This is a genomic window from Saccharothrix espanaensis DSM 44229, assembly GCF_000328705.1.
In the GTDB taxonomy this organism is placed as follows: Bacteria; Actinomycetota; Actinomycetes; order Mycobacteriales; family Pseudonocardiaceae; genus Actinosynnema; species Actinosynnema espanaense.
The window spans coordinates 5,812,634-5,837,964 of record NC_019673.1 but is presented as its reverse complement, the minus strand read 5'-3'; the positions used below and the strand labels follow the sequence as shown (position 1 = coordinate 5,837,964).

Genomic DNA, 25,331 nt, shown 5'->3' with positions numbered 1-25,331 from the left:
AGTGAACACCACCGAAACCGCCGACGGCGGCCCGGTCGCGCTCGCGGCCGACGACCGGCCCGGGACGCTCGCCGACGTGCTCCGGGTGACCGGCGAGGTCTCCGCCGAGCGCCTGATGGCCGTGCTGGCGCCGATGGCCCGCTGGACCAAGCACGCCGGCACCCCCGAGGAGCTCGACAGCCTCGCCTACCTGCGCGGCCTGCTCGACGAGCTGGGCTTCACCACCGAGGTGATCAGCCACGACGCCTACATCAGCCTCCCGGTGTCGGCCCGGGTCGAGGTCGCGGGCGAATCGCTGACCGCGCTGGCCGTGTCGTTCTCCCAGTCCACGCACCGCGCCGGGCTGACCGGCCGGCTGGTGGCCGTCGGACGGGGCGCGGCGGCCGACTACGACGGCCTGGACGTCGCCGGGTGCGTGGTGCTGGTCGACGGCGTCCCGGGGCCGGACCAGACCATCGAGGCCGGCCGGCGCGGCGCGATCGCGCAGGTGCACGTCAGCCCGCACGACAAGCTGCACGAGATGTGCGTGTCGCCGGTCTGGGGCAGTCCCGGCGACGACACCGTGCACCAGCTGCCCGCCACCGCCGTCTGCTCGGTGAGCGCGGCGGACGGCGTCCGGCTGCGGCAGGTGGCCGCGGCGGGCGGCGAGGTCACCGTGCACACCGAGATCGACACCGGGTGGCGGCCCACCCCGATCCTGATCGCCGACCTGGCCGGCGACGACGAGCCGTTCGTCTTCTTCACCGGCCACCACGACACGTGGCACCACGGCCTGATGGACAACGGCACCGCGAACGCGACCATGGTGGAGGTCGCCCGGATCGCCGCCGCGCACCGCGACCGCTGGCGGCGGGGCCTGCGGCTGGCGTTCTGGTCCGGGCACTCCCAGGGCCGCTACTCCGGTTCGGCCTGGTACGCCGACCACCACTGGGAGGAGCTGGAGGACCGCGCGGTCGTCCACGTCAACATCGACTCCACCGGCGGCAACGGCAACACCGTGGTCGCCGACGCCACCTCCGCCGCCGAACTCGGCGAGCTGGCCCGGGAAGCCCTCGGCGCGCAGGCGGACCAGGAGTGGGCGGGCCGCCGGATGCACCGCGCCGGCGACCAGTCGTTCTGGGGCATCGGGGTGCCCGCCATCTTCGCCAACCTGAGCGAGCAGCCGATCGACCCGGCACTGCTCAACGCCCAGGCGGCCGTGTTCGGCGGCGGCCCGCGCAAGGGCAACGGCACCGGCTGGTGGTGGCACACCCCCGAGGACACCCTGGACAAGATCGACCCCGAGCTGCTGGCCCGCGACACCCGCATCTACCTGCACGCCGTGTGGCGGCTGCTGACCGACCCCGCGCTGCCGCTGGACTTCACGCCGACCTGCGACGCACTGGCCGCACGGCTGCGCGAGCTCCAGGCCGCCTCCGGCGGGCGGCTGGACCTGTCGGTCGCCGTCGACCGCGCGCTGCGGGCACGTGACCTGGCCGCGACCCTGTGGGCCGAACGCGGGTCGGAGGACGTGGACTGGTTCAACTCGGTCGTGCACCGGCTCTCGCGCCTGCTGGTCCCGCTGGACTACACGCGCGGCGACCGGTTCCGGCACGACCCGGCGGTGTTCGTCGGCGGCCTGCCCGGTCTGGCCGACGCGCCCCGGCTGGCCGCGCTGGACCCCTCCGGCGCGGAGTTCCGGTTCCTGCACTCCCGGCTGCTGCGGGAGCGCAACCGCGTCGCGGTGAGCCTGCGCCAGGTCGTGGCGTTCCTGGAAGAGGTGCTGGGATGACCGGGCCGGCACGCTACCTCGTCACCGGCGCGGCCGGCCGGATCGGGCGGGCCACCGCGCGGCTGCTCGCCGAGCGGGGCGCGCAGGTCGTCACCCAGGACCGCACCCCCGACGTGGACGTCCGGGCCGACCTTGCCGAGGCGGACCTGTCGTCCATTGTGGACCAAGCGGAGGAAGGCGGGCCGTTGGACGGTGTCGTGTTCGCGCACGGCATCTACCCGAACCTGCCGATCGCGGAGCTGACGGCGGCGGAGTGGGACCTGGTGTTCGCGGTGAACGTCCGGTCGGTCATGCTGATCACCGGCGAACTGTTCCGACGGTGGACCGCTCGCGGCACGCCGGGTGCGATCGTCATCGTCTCCTCCGGCGCGGCCCGGTCCGCCCGCGCCGGCGGCGGGCACTACTGCTCGTCCAAGGCCGCCGTCGAGATGTTCACCCAGGTGAGCGCGATCGAAGGCGGCCCGCACGGGATCCGGGTGAACGCCGTGGCGCCCGGCCTGGTGCTCGACGAGGTCATCGGCCCGGACACCCCGGACGTGCCCGACTACTTCGCGCAGACCCTCGCGGCCACCCCGCTGCGCCGCACCGGAGACCCGGCCGACATCGCCGAGGCGTGCGCCTTCCTGCTGTCCGACCGCTCGTCGTGGACCACGGGGGCCGTCGTGGACGTCAGCGGCGGCTCGCACACCGGCCGCCCGCACCTGCCGCTGACCAGGGACCTGACATGACCATCCACATCGTGGGCGCGGGCGCCATCGGCGGCCTCGTCGGAGCCCACCTGCACCGGGCCGGGCACGACGTGGTCCTGGTCGACGCCAACGCCGAGCACGTGGCCGCGATCGCCGCCGACGGGCTGCGGATCTCCGGTGAGGCGGACTTCGTCGCGCGGCCCCGCGCGGTGGGCCCGGACGGGCTGGCCGAGCCGTTGCGGACCGTGCTGCTGGCCGTGAAGTCCCGGCACACGGTGGACGCCCTGCGGGTGATCACCCCGCTGCTCGCCGACGACGGGTGCGTGGTGTCGTTGCAGAACGGACTGGAGGAGTACCCGATCGCGGCCGCCATCGGTCTACATCGGACGGTCGGTGCGCTGGTCACGTTCGGCGGCTTCTACGACGGGCCGGGCCGCATCACCTACGGCGGTCCCGGCACCTTCCGCATCGGCGAGATCGACGGGACCGTCGGCGACCGGGTGCGCGGTCTGGCCCGGCTGCTGGGCGAGTTCCACCCCACCGACGTCACCGACAACATCTTCGGCTACCTGTGGTCGAAAGCGGCCATCGCGGCGGTGTACTTCGCGACCGCCGTGGCCGACGAAGACGTGCCGGTGCTGCTGGCCCGCCCTGAGCACCGGCCGTTGTTCGGCCTCCTGGTCGCCGAGGTCGTGCGGGTCGCCGAAGCGGCCGGCGTGCGCTGCGAACCCGTGGACGGCTTCGACCCCATGGTGTTCACGACTCCCGCCCGTGACGCGGTGGAAGCAGCCTGGCAGGCGCAGATCACCTACTGGGTGTCCCACCAGCAGACCCGCACGGGCGTCTGGCGAGATCTGGCGATCCACCACCGCCAAACCGAGGTGGACCACATCCTCGGCCCAGTGCTGGAGATGGCCGCGCGTCACGGCATCGCGGTCCCGCACGTGCGCGCGGTGGTCGACGCGGTGCACCGCGCCGAACGCGATCCGAACACGATGAACCCGCCGGTGTTGGACGAACTGGCCCGCGTGCGCTGATACCGCGCGACTTCACGAGTCGGGGCCGGCCCTCGATCCACACCGGCCGCCCGGTGCGATTGCAGTCGGGCCTCGACGTGCAGGTCGACCGGGCGCTGGGTGATACGCCCGGTCGACCTGAAGCCCTGCGGCGGAGACGGTTCGAGCGGGTCGCCCGACGCGGACGGAACGCCCTCGCAGCAGTCCTCGACCGGCACGACCAACGTGGCCGAGGGCGTGGCCAGTGCCCAGGCAGTGGAGCGACAGCCGTACGCCGCCTGAGGACAAGCCCGCGTTGCAGCAGGAGCTGTCCGAGACCAGCCGCCTGCTTGACCACTCCGAGAGGTACGTGCCCCGTCGGTAGGATCCACACATCATCCCGGATCGCGACCGGTCGCAATCTTCGCACACTGACTCGGCCTGCTCCCGCCTTGCGCTGCCCAAAGGCTGCCCGGCCTGGGAAACCGCGTTCCTGACGACGGTGCCCATGTCACCCTCGCCACCAGGTTCCGTGGACGCTGCCGGCTCGCCACCAGGCCCGATCGGCGCATCGATTGGCCGACGGCAGCGGTCCCCAGGCTCCGCTGAAGCCCCAGGATCCCGGCGGGTGCCGATGCCTCTGCCCGGCCGGCACCCGGCAGGGGCTGGTCGGCGGAATCATCCCCGGCTTCTCATCCGCTTCTCCCGTCGCGTCATTCCGCCCACGGTAGGTGGCGGGCGTCTGGGCGCGGGATGGCGAGGAGTGCAGACCTCGGGTGTGACAGGGGCAATGGTCTTGCGCAAGTCAGGTGTGCGGCGGCTTGTTCGCTTGGACGTGCTCGGCGATGCCCGCGCGTGAACCGGTGCGCAGCTTGTCCGCCAGGCGCGACACGTGCGACTGCACCGTCCCCCTCGGGAGGGCGAGTTGTTCGGCGATGTCCGGGTTCGACAGGCCCGCCGCGACCAGCCGGGCGATGTGGACCTCCAGCGGGGACAGCGACTGCCAGCCGGTGCCGGCCGGGGCGCGGGTGTCCGGTCCGGTGCGTTGGACTCCCGCTGCCCGACGGCGGTTCTCCGCGCGCACGACGTCCCAGCGGGCGGACAGGGCGCCGAACAGCTGCACCGCCTCGGCGAACGCGGCCGACGCCTCGTCCGCGCGGCCGGTGGCGGCCAGCAGCACGCCCGCGTCCTCCAGGGCCGCCGCGCACTCCAGCACCCGCCCCCTCTCGCGGTAGTGGGCCGCGGCGCCCAGCACCGGGTCCGGGTCGCCGGAGATCAGGCTGCGGCAGTGGGCCAGGGCGGCGGACGCGCGGGCGGGCAGCACCTCCTTCGCCGCCTCGTCCTCGCTGACGGCGAGCGCCCGCCGTGCCGTCGCGTGGTCACCCGCCGTCAGCGCCAGCCGGATCAGGTAGGGCAGCCACTGGTGGCGCAGCATCATCTGGGCGTAGTCCGGGCGCAGCACCGGTTCGAGGCGGGCGACCGCCTCGTCCACGCAGTCGCGCTGCTCGGCCGCCAGCGCCGAGGCGGCCAGGTAGAAGTCGCAGTTCTCCCGCTCCGCCAACGTCGTGGGCGCGTCGGCACCGCCCAGTCGCGCCGCCGCCGCTGCCCGGTCGTCGCGGTGCCCGGCGATCAGCGCCGCCACGCCGCGCAGGAGCAGGGTGGCGGGGCCCGGCTCGCGCAGGCCGAAGAACGTGATGCCGGGCCCGTCCTCGGTGACCGTGTCCAGCTCGGCCAGCGCCTCGTCCCACCGACCGGTCCAGTAGTGGTGCACGGCCGCCGTCACCTGGAGCGCGGTCGGCAGGTGGTGGCGTGCGGCGACCACGCGGGCCGTGCACATCGCCTGCTCGGCCGCGTGCAGGCGGTCGAGGTTCTGCAGGCTGAACACCCGGTTGTCCAGCAGGTCCAGCCGCAGCTCGGACAGGTCGGGGCGGTCGCCGACGTGGGACAGCGCGTCGTCCACGTGGCCCAGCGCCCGTTCGTGGTCACGTCGGATGGAGTGCACCAGCCACAGCGTCTGGGACGCCTGCGCGACCGCGTACGGCTCGCCCGCCGCCACCGAGTCCGCGTGCGCCCGCCGCGCCGAGCGTTCCGCCTGGTCGAGGTCGGACAGGTCGCCGCGCCGGAAGTCGGCCAGCAGCGCCACGTGCCGGAACCGCCAGACCTCCGGCACGTCCGGCACGTTCAGCGCCTCGCCCAGCACGGCGACCGCCGTCGCGGTGTCGCCGCGCCGGTGCCGGATCGCCGCCCGCAGCTGGCGCATCTCGGCGGCCTGTGCGGGGTCGGTGGTCAGCGCCTGCGCCCGTTCCGCGTCCGCCTCGGGGAACCGGCCCAGCCGGAACTGCACCCTGGCCAGGGCGGCGAGCAGGCTCGCCCGCTGCCGCGGGGTCGGCAGGTCGGTGTCCACGGCCGCGCGCAGCAGGTCGGCGGCGACCGCCGGCGCGCGGGCGACCACCGCGCGGTGGTTCTCGGCCAGCCAGCGCACCACCCAGCCGTCCGGCGGGATCTCCTCGGCCACCAGGTGCCCGGCGACCCGGTCGGCCGGCATCCCCATCCCGGCCAGCACCTCGGCGGTGTGCCGGTGCAGCGCCGCCCGCACCGAACCCGGCACGCCCTCGTGCAACGCCTGCCGCAGGTACGGGTGCCGGAACGCCAGGTCGTCGCCCACCGCCACGACCACGGTCGCGGTCAACGCCTCCTCCAGCGCGCCCACCAGCTCCAGCGGCGGGCGGCCGGTCACCGCCGTCAGCTCCGCCACCCGGAACTCCGCGCCCAGCAGCGCCGCGAGCCGGAGCACCTCGCGCGTCTCGTCGGACAGCACGTCGAGCGCACGCTCCACGACGGCCAGCAGCGAACGCGGCACCTCCTCGACGGCGGACGGGTCGACCTCGGCGACACCGCCCACCACCCGCACGCAGGACCCGCGCACCAGCGCGTGGGCCACCTCGGTCAGGTAGAGCGGGTTGCCGGCCGTGCGGCGGGCCAGTTCGCGCAGCGCGGCACCGGGCGGCGCGCCCACGACGCTCGCGAGCAGCGCCTCCGCGCCGGCCCGCGGGAGGGGTCCGAGCGCCACCACGTGCCCGTTGCGCGCCTCGACGCCCCGGCGCACCGGGGCCAGCTCCGGCCGGCCGGGGTCCGCGCGGGTCGAGGCCACCAGCAGCAGGGGGAGCTGCCGGGTCGCGGTGGCCAGCCGGTGCCACAGCAGGACGCTGGCGTCGTCGGCCCAGTGCAGGTCGTCGACGACCAGCAGCAGGGGCCCGGTCGCGCACGCCTCGTCCACCAGCGCCGCCAGCAGGTTCAGCGCGACCGGGAGCGGGTCGTCGGCGCCGGAGTCGCCGCGCAGCAGCGCCGCCAGCCGCGCCCGCCGGGGGTCCGGCGAGTCGGAGCGCACGCCCAGGCACCGCGCGGCCACGTGCAGCGGGTCGCGCCGGCCGAGCTCGTCGGCGGCGGTCCAGGCCACCTGGCAGCCCCGTTCGCCCGCGTCCGCCAGCGCCACCGCCAGCAGCGCGGACTTCCCGATGCCCGCCTCGCCCTCGATCCACACGGCCGTCCCGCGCCCGGCCAGCACGTCGGACACCAGTTCGCGCAGCAGCGCCGTCTCCTCGTCCCGGCCGACGAGCACGCCGCCCGGCGCGCGGACCTGGGCCAGGCGCGGCGGCGCGGAGAACAGCACCCGCTCCTCCGGCACGGCGGCCAGGATGCGCCGGTGCAGCTCGCGCAGCGCCGGACCCGGCCCGACCCCCTGCTCCGCCACCAGCGCGCGGTGCACCTCCTGGTACGCCTCCAGCGCCTCGGCCCGCCGCCCGGAGCGGTGCAGCGCCAGCATCACCAGGCCGCGCAACGACTCGTGCCACGGGTGCTCGGCGACCAGCCCCGTCAGGTCCGCTACCACCTCGGCGTGCTCGCCCAGCTCCAGCCGCGCGCGGGCGTGCTGCTCGGCGACGGCCAGCCGCAGCTCGGCCAGCCGCTGCCGCTCCAGCTCGGCGAACGGGCCGGACACCCCGGCGTAGGCGGTGCCCTGCCACAGCCGCAGCGCGCCGCCGAGCGCCTCCCGCGCCTCGGCCCACCGCCCCACCGCCAACAACCGGCCGCCCTCGTCGCGCGCCCGGACGAACAGGTCGGTGTCCACCGCGCCGTCCGCCAACCGCAGCGAGTACCCGGTGGACCGCGATTCGAGCGACGCCCGGTGCGCCCCCAGCACGCGCCGCAAGCCCGACACGTAGGTGTGCAGGCTGCCGACGACGCTCGCGGGCGGCTCGGTGCCCCACACGGCGTCTACCAGCTCGTGCCGCGACACCACCTGGTTCGCCCTGGTCGCCAGCACCGCGAACACCGCGCGCTGTCGGGCGTGCCCGAGCGGCAGCTCGGCGACGCCCGACCAGGCGCGCACCGGCCCCAGCACGCTCACCCGCAGTCCCTCGGCAGACGTGGTCGACACCCGCACCCCCGCACTCAGCCCCGTGCACCATCCAACACCCCGGGCGCACGGGAGGTTCCCGGCGCTCACCCGTCCGGCGCACGGGAACTTCCGGTGGTGCAGGCAGCGGAGAGGGTACGGACGGGCAGAACCCGGCCGCGGTCCTTGGCGTCGCGGCGGCCACGTGATGGGCTCGTGGCACGTCGTCGGTCCCGTGCGGAGGTGCGGTGGAGATGCGATCCGAGCGGAACGCGCACGGCGCGCCCGAGGGGTTCGTCGGCGACCTGCTGCTCGAACTGGCCAGGGAGGGGCGGTTGGTGTTGTCGCCGGAGCAAGCCGACCGGGTCGTCGCCGAACTGGAGCGCACCCTGGAGGTGATCCGGGTCAGGGTGCGCCGGGCGGAGCTGTCCCGGCGGCTGCGCCAGGCCGGCGGGATCGGACCGGAGGTGGACCGCCTCGCGGTGGACGCGGTGTTCGCCGGGCAGATCGCCGCCGACACGTGGGAGCGCGCGCTGGTGGAGCTGCCCAAGTACGTCGAGGCGTTCCGGATCGCGTCGGGGCGCGCGTGACCGGGCCGGAACTGCGGGCGCTGGACCTGGTCGGCGAGCTGACCAGCGCCGGGGCCGAGCGGCGGCACGCCCTCACGTGCGGGGACGCGGCGACCGCCGGGCTGCTGGCGGCCTGGATCGACGCGTTGCTCGACGAGTGGAACCGGCGGGTCCGCGCGGGGTGAGCCGGCCCTTTCGGGCAACCATCGGGTGAGGAAGGGCAGACACCGCGCACGACCCGGTCCCGCCGGCGGTGCCGGTACGACGATGGGCGCACCTGGAGGGCGCGGGAGGAGTCGTGATGCAGCGGGCGGGTCGAGCACTGTGGCTGGTCGTGGCGTTGGTCTTGGCGGTCGCCGGGTGCGGCGCGGACGCGGACGCGGACGGTCGGCTCCGGCTCACCGTGGCCACGTTCGGCGAGTTCGGCTACGGGCCGCTGTTCGAGGAGTACGAGCGGGCGCACCCGGAGGTGGAGGTCGTCGGCCGGGTCACCGACTACGAGAACCACCACAAGGGCCTGATCACCGCCCTGTCCGCCGGGCGGGGCGCGGCCGACGTGGTCGCGGTCGAGGAGCAGTACATGCCCCGGCTGCGCAGGTCGACCGACCGGCTGGCCGACCTGTCCCGGTTCGGCGCGGACCGGCTGCGCGAGCGGTGGGTGCCGTGGAAGTGGGCGCAGGGCGTCTCCGACGACGGGAAGTCCGTGCTGGGCCTCGGGACCGACATGGGCGGCCTGGCCATGTGCTACCGGCGCGACCTGTTCGAACGCGCCGGCCTGCCCACCGACCGGGACCGGGTCGCCGCCCTGTGGCCGACGTGGGAGGACTACGCGGGCGTCGCGGACCTGTTCGCCGGGCGCGTCGCCGACAGCCGGTTCGCCGACTCGGTGAACACCGTCTACACGGCGGTGATCAACCAGGCGGAGGAGAACTACTTCGCCAAGGCCGACGACTCCTTCATCGCCGACGTGAACCCCAACGTGAAGCGGGCGTTCGTCCTCGCGGGCGCGCTCGGGGCCAAGGGGCGCACGGCGAAGGTGGCCACGTTCACGCAGCCCTGGAACGCCGCGCTCAACCAGGGCGGCTTCGCCACCGTCACCTGCCCGGCGTGGATGCTCGCCCAGATCAAGGAGGCGGCCGGCCCCGGCGGTGCGGGCAAGTGGGACGTCACCGCTGTCCCGGGCGGCGGCGGCAACTGGGGCGGCTCCTACCTGACGGTGCCCGCGCAGGGCGCGCACCAGCAGGAGGCCTACCGGTTGGCGGAGTGGCTCACCGCCCCGGAGCAGCAGCGGAAGCTGTTCGTGCGCGACGGCATACTGCCCAGCCAGCCCGAGGTGTACCGCGATCCCGCGGTGCTGGAGCACAAGGACCCGTACTTCGGCGAGGCACCGCTGGGCAAGCTGTTCGCCGCCTCGTCCGACACCGTGCGGCCCAACCACCGGGGCGTGCGCGACGCCGACGTGCGACCGGTGTTCGGGCGGGCGCTCGGACGCGTCGAGGACGGCGCGCAGACCGTCGAGCAGGCGTGGGAGCAGGCAGTCCGCGAAGCCCGTGACGCCCTCCGGTAGCCGCCGTGCCCCCCGCCCCGGCGAGCGGATCGCGCCCTACCTCTTCGTGGCCCCGTTCTTCCTGCTGTTCGCGGTGTTCGGCCTGTACCCGCTGCTGCGCACGGCGTGGATGTCGTTGCACCGCTGGGACCTGCTCCTCGGAGCGGTCCGGTTCACCGGCCTGGCCAACTACGCCGAGCTGCTCGCCGATCCGCACTTCTACAACGCGCTGGCCAACACCGCGAGCATCTTCGTCGTGTCCACCGTGCCGCAGATCGTCGCGGCGCTGGGGATCGCGGTGTTGCTCAACCGGCCGCAACGCGCGCGCACGGCGTGGCACGCGGTCGTGCTGCTGCCCAACGTGGTGCCGGTGGTGGCGGTCGCGCTGGTGTTCACCCAGTTGCTGGGACGTGACCAGGGGTTCGCGGCCTGGGTGCTGTCGTGGCTCGGCGCGGACCCGCTGGACTGGCAGGCGCACGCGTGGTCGGCGCACCTGGGCGTCGCGATCATGGTGATCTGGCGGTGGACCGGCTACAACGCGCTGATCTACCTCGCGGCCATGCGGACCGTGCCGCGGGAGTTGTACGAGGCCGCCGCGCTCGACGGCGCGTCGCGGTTGCGGACGTTCCGGTCGGTGACCCTGCCCGGCATCCGGCCCACCCTGCTGTTCACGGTGGTGGTGTCGGCGATCGGCGGGCTCCAGCTGTTCGCCGAGCCGCGCCTGTTCGGCGGTGGCCTGGTCGACCGCGGCGTGACGGGCGGCAACGACCGGCAGTTCCAGACCCTGGTCATGTACTTGTACGAGAACGGGTTCGAGCGCTTCGACGCCGGGTACGCCGCCACCATCTCGTGGGTGCTCTTCCTGCTGTGCGCGGTGTTCGCGGCGGTCAACGCCGTGCTGGTGCGCCGGCTCGTCGGGCGGGGGTGAGGGTGCGCCGCGTCCTCGGTGTGGCCGCCCGCGCGGGTCTCCTGGTCGGCTCGCTGTTCCCGCTGTACTGGGCGGTCGTCGTGGCGTCGCACGACAACGCCGCCATGTCCGGGCGGGTGCCCCCGTTGCTGCCCGGCGGTGAGCTGGGGCGCAACGTCCGCCGGGTGTTCGAGGCGGCCGACTTCGACGTGGCCCTGGCGAACTCGGCGATCGTGGCCGGCACGGTCACCGCGGCCAACGTCCTGTTCTCGACGCTGGCGGGTTTCGCGTTCGCGCACCTGCGCTTCCGGGGCCGGCGGGCGCTGTTCGGGCTCGTCCTGGGGTCGGCGATGGTGCCCGCGCAGCTCGGCGTGGTGCCGCTGTTCGAGCTGGTCGGGGAACTGGGCTGGTACGGGCGGTTGGAGGCGGTGGTGGTGCCGGCGCTGGTGAGCGCGTTCGGGGTGTTCTGGATGCGCCAGGCGTGCCGGGAGGCGGTGTCGCGGGAACAGGTCGACGCGGCCCGGGTGGATGGCTGCTCACCCATCGGGACCTATTGGCACATAGTGCTCCCGGCGTTGCGCCCGCACGCCCTGGTGCTGGCCATGCTGACGTTCCTGGCCGCCTGGAACGACTACTTCTGGCCGCTCGTGGTGCTCGACCCGGTCGAGTGGCCCACGGTGCAGGTAGCGCTGTCCCGCCTGGCGGGTGGCTACTACACCGACTACCCCCTCGTGCTGACCGGCGCCGTGCTCGGCACGCTGCCGGTCGTCGTGGTTTTCGCGCTCCTGTCGAGGAAACTGGTCGCCGGCCTCCTGGGGGGCCGGGTCAACCCGTGAGGTGGTAAGTGGAACAAGTCTTCCCGTCGGACTTCCTGTGGGGCGCCGCGACGGCGGCCTACCAGATCGAGGGCTCGGTGCGCGCGGACGGCCGTGGACCGTCCATCTGGGACACCTTCGCCGAGGTGCCCGGCGCGGTGCTGGGCGGCGTGGGCGGTGATCCCGCCTGCGACCACTACCGACGCCACCTGGAGGACGTGGCGCTGCTGGGCGAGTTGGGGATGCCCGCGTACCGGTTCTCCACGGCGTGGCCGCGCGTGATGCCGGACGGGCGGACCGTGGAGCCGCGCGGGCTGGCGTTCTACGACCGGCTGGTGGACGCCCTGCTCGACCGGGGCATCCGTCCGCTGGTCACGCTCTACCACTGGGACCTGCCCCAGGCGTTGCAGGACGTGGGCGGCTGGGGCGCGCGGGACATCGTGGAGCGCTTCACCGATTACGCGTGCGTGGTGCACGAGCGCCTGGGCGACCGGGTGGTGGACTGGACGACGCTCAACGAGCCGCTCTGCTCCGCGTTCCAGGGCTACGGGACCGGTGTGCACGCCCCGGGTCTGCGCGACGCGGCCGGTGCTCTCGTCGCGGCGCACCACCACTTGCTGGCGCACGGGACGGCGACGCGCGCGCTGCGGGAGCTCGGCGGCACGCGGCAGAAGCTGTCGTTCGTGCTGAACCTCTCGCCCGCGCTGGTCGACTCGGACGACGAGGCGCACCGCGAAGCCGCCCGCCGGTTCGACGGCCTGCACAACAGGTTCTTCGTGGACCCGGTGCTGGGCAGGGGTTACCCGGCCGACGTGCTCGACGACGTCGCCCACCTGCGCGCGCTGGAGCCGGCGATCCGGGACGGCGACCTGGAGGTCGTCGCCGCGCCGGTGGACTGGCTCGGGGTCAACTACTACGCGCCCAGCCGCGTCGTGCCGCTGTCCGACCCCGGCATCCCGAGCAACTGCGCGCTCCCCGGCCTGCGCGGGGTGGACGTGCTGCCGCCGCGCGGGCCGTTGACGTCGATGGGGTGGGAGCAGCACCCGGAATCGCTGACGGAACTGCTGGTGTGGCTGGCCGGTTACAGCGGCGTGCCGCTCGTGGTGTCGGAGAACGGGTCGGCGTTCACCGACGTGGTGGACCCGGACGGCCGGGTGCGCGACACCCGGCGGACGCGTTACCTGGCCGAGCACCTGCGCGCGGTGCACGCGGCGATCGCGCGCGGCGCGGACGTGCGCGGCTACCTCGCCTGGTCGCTGCTGGACAACTTCGAGTGGTCCCTGGGGTACACGCAGCGGTTCGGGCTGGTCCACGTCGACTTCGACACGCAACGGCGGACGGTCAAGGACAGCGGCCGGTTCTTCGCGGAAGTGGTGGCGCGCAACGCGGTCCCGTCGGCCTGAACCGCGAGCGCCGGCCGGATCCCACCCGGCCGGCGCTCGCGCGCGGCTGCCCGGAGCCGGTGGTCAGTTGCCGTCCGGCAGGTCGGCGAGCACGCCGCTGACGTTGACCACCTGGAAGCAGTCCGGCGCCTGCTGCCCGTTGGCGGGGGTGCCGGGCTTGGTGCAGCTCACCGTCGCGGTGACGGCCGCGCCCTGCGGGATCTCGATGGGCGTCACCCAGTGGTAGTCCTGGTTGCGGAACGTCTCCAGGGCGATCGGCGGGAGCGTCCGGTCGCCGAACGCGATGGTGAGCACGCCCTCGTCGCCCTGGTGGTTGCCCAGCACGAGGTCCGAGATCCGGAAGACCTTGCCGTCGGCCACGGTGTCCGTGCCGACGCCCTGCCCGCCACCGGCCGTGTGCACCTCGATGGTGCGGGAGAACTGGGTTCCGCCGCCGACCACGGTGCCCTGACCTTGGCCCTGTCCCTGCCCTTGTCCCTGGCCCTGTCCGGGTTTCTGGCCCTGCCCCTGGTCGCCCTGGCCCTGGCCCTGTCCCTGACCCGGGTCCTGCCCGGTGCTCGGCTGCTCCCGCTCGGCCTGGGCGATCTCCTGCGCGCGACCGTCAGCAGCTTCCCGTGCGGCGCTGCGCACGGCGGGGCGCACCAGCAGCAGCCACATCAGCAGCAGCGCCAGCAACGCGGCGAGCAGCGCCAGCAGCCACCGGGGGAACACCGGCAGCTGGATCAGCTCGCCCTCCGGCTCGTGCCGGGCGGTGTTGTCGCCCGCGACGGCCGCGACGTCCAGGCGCAGCGGCCAGTGCTCGGGTTTGCCGAACCACAGCAGCTTGCCGACCCGCACCCGCAGTTCCAGCTCCGCGCGGTCACCGGGCTCCACCGTCGTGGGCTGCTTCGGCACCGTGTGCGTCAGGCGGTCGTCGGCCTCCGGCGCGGTCAGCGTCACGGCGACCGGGGTGTTGCCGCCGTTGTGCAGCTCCACGTGGTAGCGGGCGCTGCGCCAGGCGCGGCGGCGTTCCGGGACCAGCTCGGCGCGCTGCTCGGCGAACGGCTCGATGACGACCGTCGTCTCGGTCACCACCACCGACTCGGGTCGTTCGGCGGGCAGCACCCGCACCCCCAGCGGCACCTCGCCGGCGCGCACCGCCGGTGAGCGCGGCGGTCGCAGGAGGACGGTCACCTGACCCGATGTGCCGGGGTACAGCGACAGCCGCCGGGGTTCGACACCGGTCCACGGCGCGCACTCGCCGACCACCTCGAACTCGTACGCCTCGACGATGTCGCTGTCGTTGCGCACCGTCATCGTCGTGCTGGTCTCCTGGCCGGGCGTCACGACCACCGTGGGGAGACCGAATTCCGTCGTTGCGGTCACGCCACGCAACGGTAGGGACGTCGGACCGCCGCCCGGCAGGGAGAAAAGGGCAGTGTGCGGGCACACCAGTGCACCGCTTGACCTCCGCGCCTGCCCCGGGCCGCGGTGGCGGACCACGATGGTGCCACCTGGGCCGGTTCGGCCCGCCGTCGTGGAAGGGGCTCCGCATGACGACGAGAATCCCGGTCGCCGTCTACGCCGAGGACCCGGTGCTGCGCACCGGGGTCGTCTACCAGTTGCGCCCACGACCCGAGGTCGAGGTGCTCCCCGCCGGCGAGCAGCGGCACGCGGCCGTGGCGCTGGTCGTGGTGGACGAGGTGGACGACGCGGCGGCCCGCGTGCTGCGCAGCCTGCGGCGGTCGTCCGCCACCCGCACCGGTGTGGTGGTGGGCCGGTTCGACCAGGACGCGCTGCAGCTCACCGTCGACTGCGGGGTGTCGGCGGTGGTGCGGCGCGCGGAGGCCGACCAGGACCGCCTGGTCGCGACCGTGCTGACGCTGGCGAAGGGGGAGGCGGTGCTGCCCGGTGACCTGGTGGGCAGGCTGCTGGACCACGTCGGCCGGTTGCAGCGCACCGTCCTGGACCCCAACGCGCCCACCCTGTCGACGCTCACCTCGCGCGAGGCGGACATGCTGCGGCTGGTCGCGGAAGGCTTCGACACCACCGAGATCGCCGTGAAGACCTCGTTCTCGGAGCGGACGGTCAAGAACGTCCTGCACGAGGTGACCACCCGGCTGAACCTGCGCAACCGCGCCCACGCCGTGGGCTACGTGATGCGGCACGGCCTGATCTGAGGCCGGGTTGCCCGAACCCACCCGCCGGCCGCCCCGGCCCTGCCCGCACGGACCTCGCGCCGCGGCGCCGGGCGTGGCCAGGATTCCCGCGAGGCCCGCAACCGGAGGTGTTGTCGTTGTCCAGCAGGGCGAGGAACCGAGCTGTCGCCGCGATCACGGCCGTGGTCGCGCTGTGCGGGGTCGTGGTCGTGCTGCGCGCCGCGACGGCCCCGGCGCAGGCGCAGCAGGCCGAACCGGGCGGCGGGCGCATCGCGTTCGCCGGCACCGCGCACCGCTCGATCGGCGTGGTGGACGACCCGCTGCCCGACCAGCCGGCGACGAGCGTCCCGGTGGCGGACGGCCCGGCGCACTTCGAGGACCACGTGTCGGCGCGCGGCGACCTGGTGGTGTTCACCAGCCTGCGCGACGAACGCCGGCCCCAGGTGTACCTGCGCGGGCCGGACGGCTCGGTCCGCCGGCTCACGTCCGGCCGCGACGCCGGGCACCCGCAGCTCTCGCCGGACCTGCGGTCGGTCGTGTTCGACTCGGCCGAGGACGGGCAGCGCGACCTGTGGGTGGTGGGTGTGGACGGCACCGGCGTCCGGCGGCTCACCGACAGCCCCGGGAACGAGTCGTGGCCCTCGTTCTCGCCCGACGGCGCGCAGGTCGCGTTCGCCACCGACCGCGACGGCGAGCCGGAGGTCTACCGGCAGCCGGTGGCGGGCGGCGCGGTCGTGCGGGTCACCGACGAACCCGTCGGCGCGGCCGGGGAACCCGCGTGGAACCCGGTGGACGGCCGGATCGCCTACACCCTGACCGCGGCGGGGGAGCCCCGGCTCCGGGTGCTCGACGGCGCGGGCGTCGGCGTCCCGGTGCTCGGCGGCGACCAGGCCGGGTGGCGCGGCCACTGGCCGGTGTGGAAACCGGACGGCGACGGGCTGCTGTTCCTCAGCTACGACCAGACCTGCTCCTGCCCGGCCGACCCGAACGTGGAGAAGGTCTACCAGGTCGGCACCCGGACCGGGCTGCCGGTGCCGGTCGCGCCCGGCCTGCTGCTGGCCGAGGACCGCCGGGTGTCGTCACCGGCGTGGTCGGTGGTCGGCCGGCCAACGCTGCTGGTGTCGCGGACGACCGCCGCCGTGCGCAACGCCGCCACCCTCCAGGACGTCCGGCCGGACGGCGCGGACCCGCGTGACCTCGGGGTGGAGGTGCTGCGCGAGGACCCCGGCGTGGACGAGGACCCGAACAGGCTGTTCCGCCCGCGTGCGGGGTACGACCCGTGGACCCAGCGGCAGTCCTACTCGCCGGACGGGCGGCGCATCGTGGTGACCCGGTTCGAGGACGTCGACGGCGTGCGCGCGCAGCGGCTGTGGCTGGTGGACGCGGACGGCGGCGACCCGCGCCGGCTGCCGGTGGCCGACCGGCGGCCGGCGGACTGGGAGTTCGACCCGGCGTGGTCGCCGGACGGCCGTTTCCTCGCCTTCGCCCGGCGCTCACCCGGCGGCCTGCGCCCCGGACCGGGCGGGCCCGGCCGGGTGGTGGTCGTGGACGCGGCGACCGGTGCGGTGGTCGGGCGGTTGACCCCGCCGCCGGAGGTCGCCGAACGGGAGGACACCCAGCCCGCGTGGTCGCCGGACGGCACGACCCTCGCGTTCACCAGGGGCGTGGTCTTCAACCGCCCCAACGGCGAGGAGGTCCGCGACAACCACGTGTGGACGGCGCGGGCGGGCTCGTTGGACGCGCAGCGCGACCTGTCGGCGGCGGTGTGCGGGTTCGACTGCGAGGTGACCGACGACAGCGCGGCGTTCCGCCCGGACAGCGGTGCGCTGGTGTTCAACCGGGAGTTCGACGGGCTGGTCGAGGTGTCGCGGCCGGGCGACGGGTGCCGGGTCGTCCTCCCGCCGGGCGGACGCCCGTGCTCGACGCCGGTGACCGCGCCGCCCTCCGGGCCGTTCCAGCCCCGTGACGCGGCCTACGCGCCGGGCGGTGACCGGCTGGTGCTCACCACCCGGCGGGAAGGCCCTGCGGCGGCACCGGAGGAGTTGGCGGTGCTCGACGGTTCCGGCGGGCTCGACCGGATCACCCGCGACCTGCCCGGCCGGCAGAAGGAGCCGTCCTGGCAGCCGTCGGTGGACCTCGCGGTGCAGGCGCCGCCCGCCGTGCCGGACGTGGAGACCGGGGCGACGACGACCGTGGCGGTGACCGTGACCAACCGGGGGCCGGGGACGTCGCCGGGCACCGTGCTGACCGCCGCGGTGCCCGAGGGGGTGCGGGTGGACGTGGTGCGCCCGGACCGGGGTTCCTGCGACGCCTCCGGGCCGCGCTGCGAGCTGGGCGCGTTGGAGAACGGGGCGGTCGTCCGGGTCTCGGTGGAACTGGTGGGTGTCGTGGCGGGCCGGCGGCGCGTGACGTGGTCGGTGGCGGGCGACGTGCTGGACGTCCGGCCGGGGGACAACGCGACGGGGACCGACATCCCGGTGCGCGACCGGACGACCGCGCCGCCGACATCCTCCACGCCTCCGCCGCAACCTCCTCCTGCTCCACCACCACCGCCACCGGCACCGCCCGCCGCAGGACCCGGCGTGGCCGTCGTGGTGCAGCCTGATCCGTCCTATGTGGGCGGACGCGCCACCGCGAGCTACACGGTCCGCAACGGCGGCGGCGCGCTGGCGACCGGTCTCCGACTGGACTTCGCGCTGCCCCAAGGGGTCCCGGTGTCGGCACTGCCGCCGGGGTGCTCGGCGGCCGGCTGCGCGCTGCCCGACCTGGCACCCGGCGGATCGCTGGTCGTGCAGGTCGTCTTCGCGCCCGACGCGCCGCTGGTCACCTCGGTCGGCGGGGTGCTCAGGACCAGCGGCACGGACGCGGACCCGGGCGACAACTCCGCCACCGCGCCGATGCGGGTGCTGCTGCCCCGCATCGTGGCCGTGCCGCCGATCGGCGAACCCGGGTTCGTGACCTCGGTGCGGGGTTTGGACTTCCCGCCAGGTGTGCCGGTGCGGCTCACCTGGTCGCCCGGCATCACCGCCGCCGCGGCCCCGACGTTTCCCCGGCCCGACGGCGGGTTCGCCGCGCAGCTGCTGATCCTGCCCAAGGACGCGACCGGTCCGCGCACCATCACCGCGACCGGACCCGGCTTCCGACCCGCCACCACGCCGTTCCTCGTCGTGGCGGGCACCATCGGGCCGCCCGACATGGTGGGGCGCAGATGACCGTGACGCGCAGATGACCGTGACGCGCAGATGACCGTGACGACGAGGAGGCACCGGTGATCCACGAGGTCGACGAAGGCATCCGCCGGCTGCTCGACGCCGGCGGGGTACCCGGCAGCCGGGGCGACCTGGCGTTCGAGGCACCCACCACGGAGTGGACGGCACGGCGCAACGCGCCCGCCGTCAACGTGTTCCTGTACGACATCCGGGAGGACCTGACCCGCCGCAGCAGCGGCGAGACCGAGGTGCACGACGAGGACGGCGAGCTGCGGGGGTGGCGCGGCCCGGCACGCTGGTTCGAGCTGTCCTACCTGGTGACCGCGTGGACCAACCGGCCGCAGGACGAGCACCGGCTGCTGTCGGAGGCGTTGGCGTGCCTGGTGCGCGCCGAACGGCTCGCGCCGCAGTGGCTGACCGGGTCGCTGGCGGAACTGGGCCTGGCGGTCGGGATGCAGGTCGCCGGGCCGGCGCCGGAGGGTCGCGCGGCACCCGACGTGTGGTCCGCGCTCGGCGGCGAGCTCAAACCCGCCATCACCCTCAAGATCACCGCGCCGCTGGCGGGCGAGTGGACGCCGACCGGCCCGCTGGTGACCGAAGGCGTGCTGCTGCGCACCGAGGACCAGTCGCAACCCACCCCGTCCGGTGCGCGCAGGCTCCGCTACGACGGCCCCTCCACGGCGGCCGGCGAGGGCTTCTCGGTGTCGAGGGACCGCCCGCAGCCCTCGGTCCGACGCCGGCGCGGCGAGCCGATCCGATGACCGCCGACGTGGTCGGCGAACGGGCCGCCGCGCCGGCCGGGGACGCCGACCTGGTCTACCTGTGGGGCCGGCTGGCGGCGGTCGAGCAGCGCGTCCGGCTGGCGGTGGAGACGCGGCTGGCGGGCGACCCGACGCCGGACGACCCGTTCCGGGGCCTGTACCTGACGCCGGAGGCGGTCCGGCGGACGTTGGACGAGCAGCGCACGCCGCAGGTCCCGCCGTACGACGACCCCGACCTGGACGCGATCGCCGCCGCCGTGCCCGCGCCCGGACCCCGGCTGCTCGTCCTTGCCCGGGACTTCCACCTCGATCGGCTGGACGTCGAGTTCCTGCTGATCGCCCTGGCACCGGACGTCGACAGCCGGGTGGAGCGCCTCTACGGCTACCTCAACGACGACGTCACCCGCCGCCGCGCGACCGTCGGCCTGGCGCTGGACCTGTGCGGGCTGCACCCGGCGGGCGGGGGCCGGTTCCGGCTCGCGGCGGGTTCCCCGCTCGTCGCGGGCGGCCTGGTCGAGGTGCGGGAACCGGAGTCGCCCGCGCTGTCCCGGGTCCTGCGCGTGCCCGACCGCGTCGTCGGCCACCTGCTGGGCGACGACGCCCTCGACCGCGAGGTGGCCGACCTGGTGCGCGTCGTGGCGGGGGAACCGGAGGACGGGTTCCCCCGGCGGGTCGGCGCGGCGCTGCGCCGCGGCGTCGGCCTGCTCCACCTGCACGACGCCGATGGCGGCGGCGGCCGTGCCGCGACAAGTGCGCTGGCCGCCGCCGGCCGGGCCGCCGTGGTGCTGGACGTGACCGAACTCGCCGACCGGGACGGGCCCGCGCTCGGCGCGGTGGTGCGCGAAGCGCGGCTGCGCGGCGCGGGCCTCGTGGTGGGCCCGGTCGAACGGCTGGTGCCCGAACGCGTCCGGCTGCTGCGCGAGGTGGTGGCGCTGGCGGGTGACGTGCCGCTGGTCCTGCACGGCAGGCAGCACTGGGACCCGCAGTGGGCCGGCCGGCCCGCCGTGTCGGTCCCGGTGCCACCGCTGGACGCCGACCGCCGCACCACCCTGTGGACGCGCGCGCTCACCGAGGCGACCGGCGCACCGCCCGCCCCGGCGCTGCCGGCGTCGCTCGGCGGCTTCCGGCTCGGCGCGGACGAGGTGGAGCGGGCGGTGTCCGTCGCGACCCGCCTGGCGGTGCTGGACGGCCACCCGGTGGCGGCGGAGCACCTGCGGGCCGGTGTGCGGGCGCAGAACGGGGCCGGCCTGGACCGGCTGGCCCGCCGCGTCACGCCCTCGGTCGGCTGGGACGACCTGGTGCTGCCCGAGCCGACCCGGCGGCAGCTGGCCGAACTCGCCCTGCGGGCCCGGCACCGGGAACGGGTGCTCGGGCAGTGGCGGATGCGGCCCGGCGGCGGCCGGGGGCGCGGGGTGGTGGCGTTGTTCGCCGGCGAGTCCGGCACCGGCAAGACGATGTCCGCCGAGGTCATCGCCTCCGAGCTCGGCATGGACCTGTACGTGGTCGACCTGTCGACGGTGGTGGACAAGTACGTCGGCGAGACGGAGAAGAACCTGGAGCGGATCTTCACCGAGGCGGCCGGCGTGCACGGCGTGCTGCTGTTCGACGAGGCGGACGCGGTGTTCGGCAAGCGTTCGGAGGTCAAGGACGCACGGGACCGCTATGCCAACGTCGAGTCGGCCTACCTGTTGCAGCGCGTGGAGTCCTTCGACGGGATCGCCGTGCTGACCACCAACCTCCGGTCCAACGTGGATGAGGCGTTCACCCGGCGGATCGACGTCATCGCGGAGTTCCCGCTGCCCGACGCGCACCAGCGGGAGGCGTTGTGGGACCGGTGCCTGGGCCCCGCCGTGCCCCGGGGCGATGACCTCGACCTCGCGTTCTGCGCCGAGCACTTCGAACTGGCCGGTGGGTCGATCCGGTCCTGCGTGGTGACCGCCGCGTACCTGGCCGCCGCCGCCGACCGCCCGCTGACGATGGCCGACGTCGTCGCGGCGGTGCACCAGGAGTACCGCAAGCAAGGCAGGCTGATGCAGGGCGACGAATTCGGCCCGTGGTCCACCGCACCCCGATGACACCTCGGGCGTCCGGTGTGGACCGCGTTTCCCCAAAGGGCACGGGGCTGCCCCCCGGTCGGGGCCGCCGGACCTCCCGGACCGCCACCCGCGCGCGGGAAGCTGTTGGCACACAAGCGGACTAGCTCACCAGACAGGAGTGACCATGCCGCAGTACCTCTCACCGGGCGTGTACGTGGAGGAGGTCCAGTCCGGCGCACGGCCGATCGAGGGCGTCGGCACCGCCGTGGCGGCCTTCATCGGCTTCAGCGAGGTGGGCCCCTTCCACCAGGCGACCCTGGTGGCGAACTGGAACCAGTACGTGCAGAACTTCGGCGGCTTCACCGAGGGCGCGTTCCTGCCGCACGCCGTCTACGGCTACTTCGCCAACGGCGGCGGCGCGGCGTACGTGGTGCGCGTCGGCGGACCGCAGTCCGGCTCGGAACCCGAGCCGCCCCGACCGAACCCCGTGCAGGTGGGCGGGCTGGGCATCGCCGCGCTGCCCGGCGTCGACGGCGAGATCACCGTCGAGGTGACCGACGCCGACGGCGAGAACCCGGCCGACGACCGGTTCAAGCTGCTGGTCCGCCAGGGCGGCCGGGTGGTGGAGACCTACGACGCGTCCACCCGCAAGAACGCCAAGAACTACGTGGCGACCCAGGTTTCCGAGCGCTCCAAGCTGATCACGATCACCGAGCAGCCCAGCGGCGCGCTGGCCCGCCCGGACAAGCAGACCGTGGCACTGCCCCCGGCGGGCGCGGACGGCGCGGCGGCGCTGCCCACCGTGGTCGACGCGCAGGAGTACCTAGGCGACCCCGAGGCGCGCACCGGGTTCGGCGGTCTGGAGAGCATCGACGAGATCACCATGGTCGCCGCCCCGGACCTGATGGCCGCCTACCAGCGCGGCCTGCTCGACCTCGAAGGCGTCAAGACCGTGCAGCTGGCCCTGATCTCGCACTGCGAGCAGATGGGCGACCGGGTCGCCGTGCTGGACGCCCCGCCCGGCCTGTCCGCGCAGCGGGTGCGCGGGTGGCGGCAGGACGAAGCGGGCTACGACTCCCGCTACGCCACCCTGTACTACCCGTGGATCAAGGTGTTCGACCCGGCGGGCGGGCGCAACATCATGGTGCCGCCGTCCGGTCACGTCGCGGGGGTGTGGGCGCGCAACGACGTCGAGCGCGGCGTGCACAAGGCACCCGCCAACGAGGTGATCCGGGGCGCGGTCGACCTGGAGACGTCGCTGAGCAAGAGCGAGCAGGACCTGCTCAACCCGATCGGCGTCAACTGCGTGCGCGCGTTCCCCGGCCGCGGCATCCGCATCTGGGGAGCCCGCACGCTGTCCTCGGACCCGGCCTGGCGCTACCTCAACGTGCGCCGGCTGTTCAACTTCCTGGAGGAGTCCATCCTCATCGGGACCCAGTGGGTCGTGTTCGAGCCCAACGACGACCGGCTGTGGTCCAGCATCCGGCGCAACATCACCGCGTTCCTCACCGAGCAGTGGCGCCAGGGCGCGCTGTTCGGGCGCACCCCCGCCGAGGCGTTCTACGTCAAGTGCGACCGGGAGAACAACCCCCAGGAGTCGATCGACCTCGGGCAGGTGGTGTGCGAGATCGGCGTCGCGCCGGTGAAGCCCGCCGAGTTCGTGGTCTTCCGCCTCGCGCAGTTCTCCGACAGCACCAGCCTGGTCGACGAGTGAGCCACGCCCCTCGGGGCACCTGAACCGGAAAGGCGAACGAACCCATGGCAGAAGGCGATGCTCTCTCCACCCACATCTTCGGCGTGCAGCTCGGCGGCTTCATGGTCGAGTCGCTACAGGAGATCAGCGGTCTGAGCGTGGAGGAGGACGTGGTCGACGTCTTCCAGGTGACCTCCACCGGCAAGCCGCTCATCCGCAAGCAGCCCGGCGCGCAGAAGGGCGGCGAGGTCACCCTCACCCGCGGCCTCGACCAGAGCTCCGAGTTCACCAAGTGGCTCAAGGAGACCCTGGAGAAGGGCGCGGTCAGCGCGGCCCGGCAGAACGTCACCATCGAGGTCAAGGACTCCGAGGGCAACACGGTCCGGCGCATGCAGCTCACCAACGCGTGGGCCAGCAAGTGGGAGGGCCCCTCGCTCAAGGCCGGCGAGTCCACCGCCGCGACCGAGAAGGTGACGCTCGTGTTCGAGGAGATCACGGTCGAATGAGGCGGCGGACGATCGCGCTCGACCAGCTCGACGAACTGGTCGACCAGAACCCGAAGCGGGACCGCGGGGCGGTGGCGACGTCCGCGCCGCTGCACACCGTGTTCGACTTCGAACTGCCGCGCGGGTACGTCGACGCGGACGGCGTGGTGCACCGCCACGGCAAGATGCGCCTGGCGACCGCGCGCGACGAACTGCGCCCGCAGATCGACCTGCGGGTCAAGGAGAACCCCGGCTACCTCAGCGTCGTCCTGCTCAGCCAGGTGATCACCGAGCTGGGCGCGGTCACCGAGATCCACCCCGGCGTGGTGGAGCAGATGTACGCGACGGACATCGCGTTCCTCCAGGACTTCTACCGGCGGGTCAACAGCGAGGGCCACACCCGGGCCGGCGTGTCCTGCCCGTCGTGCGGCACGGCGTTCGAGGTGGACCTCGCCGGTGGTCGCCTGGGGGAATCGTGACGTACGCGGCCGATCGGCTGCTGGAGGAGGTCGCGTACGTGGCCTACCACTTCCACTGGCCGCGCGAGGAGATCCTCGACCTGGAGCACCAGGAGCGCAGGCGCTGGGTCGACCAGATCGCGCGGATCAACACGAGGGTGAACGAGGGGAGGTGAACCGTGTCCTGGTGGGACAGGTTTCGCGGCCGGTCCGACCGGCCCAGGGGGTCCGGTCGGACCGGCGGGTCCGGTGCTTCCGGGGCCGCCGCGCCGGGGTCCGAGCGCCCGGCGTGGGACGGCGGCTGGCGCGCGGTCCCGCCGGCGGACGGGGTGATCGGCCGGGGCGGGCCGGCGGTCGGTGACGGTGTGCGCTTCCGCGACGGGCTCGCCTCGTGGCAGGACCACACCTTCGGAACGGGGATGGGCCACTCGATCAGCTCCGACGCCCCGGCGGGTGTGCTGCACGGCGTGGCCGTGCAGCGCACCGCCACCCCCGGCTACCCGTGGACCGGCGGGACGTTGCCGGTGGTGTGGTGGTCGGGCGCTCACGGAGCGGAAGGACCGCCGGAGCCCTCCGGCGCGGCGCGAGTCGCGCGAACGCCTTCCGGTGGTCGCGGTCCTGCACCAACGGTGTCGCGCTCCGCGGCCGCTCGGAAGCCCGCTCGTCCGGAGGGGAAGTTGCAGAGGGCGGTGCGGAAATCCGCCGGAGCGGTGGAAGAGCCCGCCCGCCCGATGGGAGATCTTGCCGGTCCGACGGGGATGGGGTCGAGCTCGCCGGTTTCCCCCGCTGGTTCGGGCGCGGTCAGCCCAGGAGGGAACGCGACGGCGTCGGCGAGTCCCGCGCTCACGGTGTCGCGGTCGGTCCTACCCGAGACAGCGAACGGGAACACGCGAGCGTCGGGCGGGCGGGCGTCGAGCGGGCAGGCGTCGGGCGGCGAGCGGCCGAGTTCCGGCAGTTCCGCGCTGCCGGTGCTGCGGTCTGTGGTCGCGGAGGGCTCGGCACGTGCTGAAGGTCCGGCGCGGCCCGGGATCGTTGCCGCGAAGACCGGCTCGGGGGGTGAGCCGGCCGGCTCGACGCGGGCAGTTCGAACCGCAGCCGGGACAACAGCGCGAACCGCACCCAGGCAAGTGACGCCGATCGACTCCGGTCACGGTGCGCCGACCGGCTCCGGCCGAGGTGGGCGGGTGGATACCGGCCACGGTGGACGGGCGGACTCCGGTCCGGCCTCGGGGTCGGGTGTCGCGCGGGTACCGGGCGGGGTGCGGGAGGTCGTGGGCGGTTCGTCGGTGATGGTGTCGCGGTCTGTCGCGGAGCGCTCCGCAGGGGCCGGGAGTGCGTCGGCGGCAGTGCGGCTCGATCCGATCGGACCGCCGTTGACGACGGCCGTCCGGCCGGACCTCCCCGTCCGCCGGCTTCCGGTCGTGCGGACCGACACGCCGCCCGTGGCCGGCGGTGTGATCAGG

Annotated in this window: 19 protein-coding genes; 17 read left to right on the top strand and 2 right to left on the bottom strand. The window is 74.3% G+C overall.

The genetic code is table 11. The features are described from left to right. Position 1 precedes the first annotated feature (1 nt). Genes BN6_RS25230 through BN6_RS25220 form a run of 3 tightly spaced genes read left to right on the top strand, consistent with a single transcriptional unit; the run spans position 2 to position 3,497 of the window. Positions 2–1,771 carry a M28 family peptidase gene (locus BN6_RS25230; protein ID WP_015102595.1) on the top strand — a complete coding sequence of 590 codons (1,770 nt, stop codon included), beginning with the start codon at positions 2–4 and terminating at the stop codon, positions 1,769–1,771. Further along, complete coding sequence (locus BN6_RS25225) at positions 1,768–2,499, top strand: SDR family NAD(P)-dependent oxidoreductase (RefSeq protein ID WP_015102594.1); 732 nt, start codon at positions 1,768–1,770, stop codon at positions 2,497–2,499. The genes BN6_RS25230 and BN6_RS25225 overlap by 4 nt, the downstream gene beginning before the upstream one ends. Further along, the gene (locus BN6_RS25220) at positions 2,496–3,497 is read left to right on the top strand and encodes a ketopantoate reductase family protein (protein WP_015102593.1); all 1,002 of its coding nucleotides are present in this window, start codon (positions 2,496–2,498) and stop codon (positions 3,495–3,497) included. Before BN6_RS25225 ends, BN6_RS25220 begins: the two co-directional genes overlap by 4 nt. A 763-nt stretch (positions 3,498–4,260) precedes the next feature. Here the strand turns inward: BN6_RS25220 and BN6_RS25215 are convergent. Beyond that, a complete protein-coding gene (locus tag BN6_RS25215) occupies positions 4,261–7,890 on the bottom strand; it encodes a BTAD domain-containing putative transcriptional regulator (protein ID WP_231904744.1) in 3,630 nt (1,209 codons plus the stop codon). Positions 7,891–8,102: 212 nt separating this feature from the next. On the opposite strand from BN6_RS25215, the gene BN6_RS25210 reads away from it, so the two are divergent. From BN6_RS25210 to BN6_RS25190, 6 genes are all read left to right on the top strand, one after another. Further along, positions 8,103–8,438, top strand: a complete 336-nt coding sequence (locus BN6_RS25210; RefSeq protein WP_015102591.1) for a hypothetical protein — start codon at positions 8,103–8,105, stop codon at positions 8,436–8,438. Next, entirely contained in the window at positions 8,435–8,602 is a 168-nt protein-coding gene (locus BN6_RS46895; RefSeq protein WP_015102590.1) for a hypothetical protein, read from the top strand. The genes BN6_RS25210 and BN6_RS46895 overlap by 4 nt, the downstream gene beginning before the upstream one ends. Before the next feature lie 116 nt (positions 8,603–8,718). Next, positions 8,719–9,984: an extracellular solute-binding protein gene (locus tag BN6_RS25205; protein WP_015102589.1), complete on the top strand. Its 1,266-nt coding sequence runs from the start codon at positions 8,719–8,721 to the stop codon at positions 9,982–9,984. Continuing rightward, the gene (locus BN6_RS25200) at positions 9,968–10,891 is read left to right on the top strand and encodes a carbohydrate ABC transporter permease (protein ID WP_015102588.1); all 924 of its coding nucleotides are present in this window, start codon (positions 9,968–9,970) and stop codon (positions 10,889–10,891) included. The genes BN6_RS25205 and BN6_RS25200 overlap by 17 nt, the downstream gene beginning before the upstream one ends. Beyond that, positions 10,888–11,706 (top strand): carbohydrate ABC transporter permease, encoded by an 819-nt coding sequence (locus BN6_RS25195; protein WP_015102587.1) that lies wholly within the window; start codon positions 10,888–10,890, stop codon positions 11,704–11,706. The genes BN6_RS25200 and BN6_RS25195 overlap by 4 nt, the downstream gene beginning before the upstream one ends. 8 nt (positions 11,707–11,714) lie before the next feature. Then, on the top strand, positions 11,715–13,088 hold the full coding sequence (locus tag BN6_RS25190) for a GH1 family beta-glucosidase (RefSeq protein ID WP_015102586.1): 1,374 nt from the start codon (positions 11,715–11,717) through the stop codon (positions 13,086–13,088). A 63-nt stretch (positions 13,089–13,151) separates the two neighbouring features. Here BN6_RS25190 and BN6_RS25185 read toward each other — a convergent pair whose 3' ends face one another. Next, positions 13,152–14,453, bottom strand: coding sequence for a COG1470 family protein (locus tag BN6_RS25185; protein WP_041313945.1), 1,302 nt, complete (start codon positions 14,451–14,453; stop codon positions 13,152–13,154). A gap of 167 nt (positions 14,454–14,620) precedes the next feature. Between BN6_RS25185 and BN6_RS25180 the strand changes: the two genes are divergently transcribed. The 8 genes from BN6_RS25180 to BN6_RS47475 all read left to right on the top strand — a co-directional run bounded on the left by BN6_RS25180 (position 14,621) and on the right by BN6_RS47475 (position 24,044). After that, on the top strand, positions 14,621–15,247 hold the full coding sequence (locus tag BN6_RS25180) for a helix-turn-helix transcriptional regulator (RefSeq protein WP_015102584.1): 627 nt from the start codon (positions 14,621–14,623) through the stop codon (positions 15,245–15,247). A gap of 107 nt (positions 15,248–15,354) precedes the next feature. Continuing rightward, positions 15,355–18,438: a hypothetical protein gene (locus BN6_RS25175; protein WP_408005257.1), complete on the top strand. Its 3,084-nt coding sequence runs from the start codon at positions 15,355–15,357 to the stop codon at positions 18,436–18,438. Positions 18,439–18,494: 56 nt separating this feature from the next. After that, positions 18,495–19,196: a DUF4255 domain-containing protein gene (locus BN6_RS25170; protein ID WP_015102582.1), complete on the top strand. Its 702-nt coding sequence runs from the start codon at positions 18,495–18,497 to the stop codon at positions 19,194–19,196. Beyond that, positions 19,193–21,271, top strand: a complete 2,079-nt coding sequence (locus tag BN6_RS25165; RefSeq protein ID WP_015102581.1) for an ATP-binding protein — start codon at positions 19,193–19,195, stop codon at positions 21,269–21,271. The genes BN6_RS25170 and BN6_RS25165 overlap by 4 nt, the downstream gene beginning before the upstream one ends. Before the next feature lie 145 nt (positions 21,272–21,416). Then, entirely contained in the window at positions 21,417–22,946 is a 1,530-nt protein-coding gene (locus tag BN6_RS25160) for a phage tail sheath family protein (protein ID WP_015102580.1), read from the top strand. 44 nt (positions 22,947–22,990) lie between these two features. Beyond that, positions 22,991–23,431 (top strand): phage tail protein, encoded by a 441-nt coding sequence (locus BN6_RS25155; protein WP_015102579.1) that lies wholly within the window; start codon positions 22,991–22,993, stop codon positions 23,429–23,431. Beyond that, positions 23,428–23,889, top strand: a complete 462-nt coding sequence (locus tag BN6_RS25150) for a hypothetical protein (protein WP_015102578.1) — start codon at positions 23,428–23,430, stop codon at positions 23,887–23,889. Before BN6_RS25155 ends, BN6_RS25150 begins: the two co-directional genes overlap by 4 nt. Continuing rightward, on the top strand, positions 23,886–24,044 hold the full coding sequence (locus tag BN6_RS47475; RefSeq protein WP_015102577.1) for a DUF6760 family protein: 159 nt from the start codon (positions 23,886–23,888) through the stop codon (positions 24,042–24,044). Before BN6_RS25150 ends, BN6_RS47475 begins: the two co-directional genes overlap by 4 nt. Positions 24,045–25,331: the final 1,287 nt, after the last annotated feature.